General features: G+C 72.1%; 4 protein-coding genes. All 4 read right to left on the reverse strand.

Annotated elements, in window-relative coordinates; translation table 11 throughout:
* A partial coding sequence (locus DKT68_RS00420; protein WP_109815463.1) for an acyltransferase family protein occupies positions 1-1,038 on the reverse strand: 1,038 nt, incomplete at its 3' end.
* Between the two features lie 183 nt (positions 1,039-1,221).
* Positions 1,222-2,118, reverse strand: coding sequence for a GTPase Era (gene era, locus DKT68_RS00425; RefSeq protein ID WP_109815465.1), 897 nt, complete (start codon positions 2,116-2,118; stop codon positions 1,222-1,224).
* Positions 2,119-2,123: 5 nt separating this feature from the next.
* Positions 2,124-2,510, reverse strand: coding sequence for a cytidine deaminase (locus DKT68_RS00430; RefSeq protein WP_109815464.1), 387 nt, complete (start codon positions 2,508-2,510; stop codon positions 2,124-2,126).
* Positions 2,503-3,392 (reverse strand): hemolysin family protein (locus tag DKT68_RS00435; protein WP_146218244.1); only part of this gene is annotated, 890 nt, incomplete at its 5' end. The genes DKT68_RS00430 and DKT68_RS00435, both read right to left, overlap by 8 nt.

Genomic DNA, 3,392 nt, shown 5'->3' on the forward strand with positions numbered 1-3,392 from the left:
CCGGAGCTGGTGCCCGCGGGCCGGCGGTACGGCGACGCGCGGCCGGCCCGCGGGCACCAGCTCCGGAACGCGGCGGGCGGCGACGTCCTCGACCCAGCCGACGGCCAGCGTCACCACCCCGACCAACGCGAAGACCAGCAGCACCCGGATGGCCAACCCCAGCGGATCCTGGTGCGACCAGCCGACCACGTCCACCAGCGGGGTGAGCGCCACCACGAACGGCATGTGCCAGAGATAGACGGTGAGCGCCCGCCGATTGACCACCGTCACCGCCCGGTCGGCCAGCCGGCTGCGCGTCAGCCAGGCGATCCCCGCCGGCGCCCGACCCAGCACGATCAGGATGAACGCGGCCGACCAGAGGGCGTTGCCGAGATGGTTGTCGTTGAGGTCGTACCCCCGTGGGCCCGGATGCCCGACGATCCAGGCCCCGCCGACGACCGCGAGCACCAGCGCCACCGGGTACAGCACCCGGCCGGCGAGGCGGCGCAGCATCCCGGCGTGGTGGGCGAAGCCGAGCAGCCACGCGCCGAAGTAGAGCCCGAACTCGCGCAGCACCGGCGGCGCCGGGTAGATCCCCGCCTCGATCGCCACCAGCAGGAGGTACGGGGCGAGCAGGGTGGGCAGCGGGGCGCGCCGGAACAGCCAGTACGCGACCGGTGAGGCAAGCACGAACCACAGGTAGTCGCGCAGGTACCAGATGACGCTCAGCGCCACAGCGCCCCAGTGGTTGGCCGGTGGGTCGGCGACCGGGAACAGCCACAGCAGCAGCCGCGGAGACACCGGCAGCCCGGTGAGCAGCATGGCCGGCACGAAGACCGCCGCCAGCACCCACAACGACGGCAGCAACCGGCGCAGCCGGCGGCCGACCGCCGCCGGTCCGGAGCGGGTCAGCGAGGCCGCCATCAGCGAGCCGGCCAGCGCGAACATCACCGACATGGCCGGGAAGACCAGAGTGAGGGTCGCCCAACCGGTGACGTGGTAGACGACCACCCGGACGATCGCCAGGAAACGGAGCAGATCGAGGTACCTGTTGCGCATCAGCCTGCATCTGGGTCGGGGACGCCGGGCGTACCTCCCCTACCCTTCGCGGCCGCGCCGCCAAACGGCGACCACCCCGACGGAACGTGAAACGCGCCATCCGCCCGACCGAAGACGATCAGAGCGCCAAGGCATCCGCCCCCCGGCGGCCGGCCGGTGTGCCCGGCCGGACCGCCGGGTCGCTCAGAAGCCCAGCTTGCGCAGCTGCTTCGGGTCGCGCTGCCAGTCCTTCGCCACCCGTACGTGCAGGTCCAGGTAGACCCGGCTGCCGAGCAGCTCCTCGATCTGCCGCCGGGCGTTGGTGCCGACCTCCTTGAGCCGGCTCGCCTTGTGACCGAGCACGATGGCCTTCTGGCTGGGCCGTTCCACGTACAGGTCGGCGTAGATCTTCATGACCTGACCCTCGGGGACCATCTCCTCGACGATCACCGCGATCGAGTGCGGCAGCTCGTCACGGACCCCCTCCAGGGCGGCCTCCCGGATCAGCTCCGCGACCAGCACCTGCTCCGGATCGTCGGTCAGCATGTCGTCCGGGTAGAGCTGCGGCGACGGCGGCAGGTAGCTGGTCATCACGTCGACCAGTGTGTCCACCTGATGGCCGGAGACCGCGCTCACCGGCACGATCTCGGCGAACTCGCCCATCTCGCTGACCGCGAGCAACTGCTCGGCCAGCCGGCGCTTGTCCACCAGGTCGGTCTTGGTGACCACCGCCAGCACGGTCGCCTTCAGCTCGGCCAACTCGCCGGTGATGAACCGGTCGCCGCGCCCGACCGGCTCGTTCGCCGGAATGCACAGACCGATCACGTCGACCTCGGTCCAGGTCGATCGGACCAGGTCGTTGAGGCGCTCACCGAGCAGCGTACGGGGGCGGTGCAGGCCCGGCGTGTCCACCAGGACCAGCTGCGACTCCGGCCGGTGCAGCACGGCCCGGATGACGTGCCGGGTGGTCTGCGGCTTGTTCGAGGTGATCGCGATCTTGGTGCCGACGATGGCGTTGGTCAGCGTGGACTTGCCGGCGTTGGGCCGGCCGACGAAGCAGCCGAACCCCGCCCGGTACGGGCGCCCGTCCGGATCCTGCACGGGGCTCACCGGGTCACCGTGCCGAGCACGGTGCCGTCCGGCGCCGCCAGGTGGATCGGCGCGTCCACGGCGAGGTCGCGCACCGCGGCGTGCCCGGCGCCGTCCAGCGTCGACGCCTCGGTCACCACCACCGCCGCCTCCAGCCGGCTCGCCCCGGCCGCCACGGCCGAGGCGACCGCCAACTGCAACGCGGTCAGGGTCAGCGAGGGCAGCGCGACGCTGGCCGCCGCGTACGTCCGGCCGTCCTGGTCCCGGACCGCGGCGCCCTCGACGGCGCCGACCCGGCCACGGGCCCCCCGCGCGAGGACGACCAGCTTGCCGTCCTCGGCGCTCAGCGGAGCCGGCGCGGTGGGAGTGGGCCGGGCGGCGGGCGCGGCGGGTGTGTCAGGCATCGGCGGGTTGCCTCTCCTCGTCTTGATGGTGGCCCTGGTCGTCCCCGGGACCGGCGTGCTCGCCGCGCCCCGCGTTGTCCTGCTCGTCGCCCGGCTCCACCTTGCTGACCAGGACGGTGTCGATCCGGTTGCGTCGGCCGGTGGTGCCCTCGGCGACCAGCCGGAGGCCGGCCACCTCGACCTCCGCCCCCGGGATCGGCACCCGCCCGAGCGACTGGGCGAGCAGACCACCGACCGTCTCCACCTCGTCGGTGGGCAGGTCGGTGTGGAACAGCTCGCCCAGATTCTCCACCGGCAGGCGGGCGGTGACCCGGACCGAGGAGTCCGCCAGGCGTTCGACGGGCGGGCGTTCGACATCGTACTCGTCGGTGATCTCGCCGACGATCTCCTCCAGGATGTCCTCGATCGTGACCAGGCCGCCGGTGCCGCCGTACTCGTCGACGACGATGACCAGGTGGTTGCGGGCCGCCTGCATCTCCGACAGCAGGTCGTCGACCGGCTTGGACTCCGGCACGAAGGTCGCCGGTCGCATCAGCTCGGCCACGGGCAACTGCTCGGCCTCCGGGTCGCCGCCCCGGGACCGCCGGATCAAATCCTTGAGGTAGAGCACACCCAGCACGTCGTCGACGCTCTCGCCGATCACCGGGATGCGGGAGAACCCGGAACGCAGGAAGAGCACCAGCGCCTGCGCGAGGGTCTTGCCCTCCTCGATCCACACCATCTCGGTACGCGGCACCATCACCTCCCGGGCGATGGTGTCGCCGAGCGCGAAGACCGAGTGGATCATCTGTCGTTCGCCGTGCTCGACCACGCCGCGCTGCTCGGCCAGGTCGACCAGCTCGCGCAGCTCCACCTGGGTGGCGAACGGCCCCTCCCGGAAGA

Source organism: Micromonospora acroterricola (genome assembly GCF_003172955.1).
Lineage (GTDB): Bacteria > Actinomycetota > Actinomycetes > Mycobacteriales > Micromonosporaceae > Micromonospora > Micromonospora acroterricola.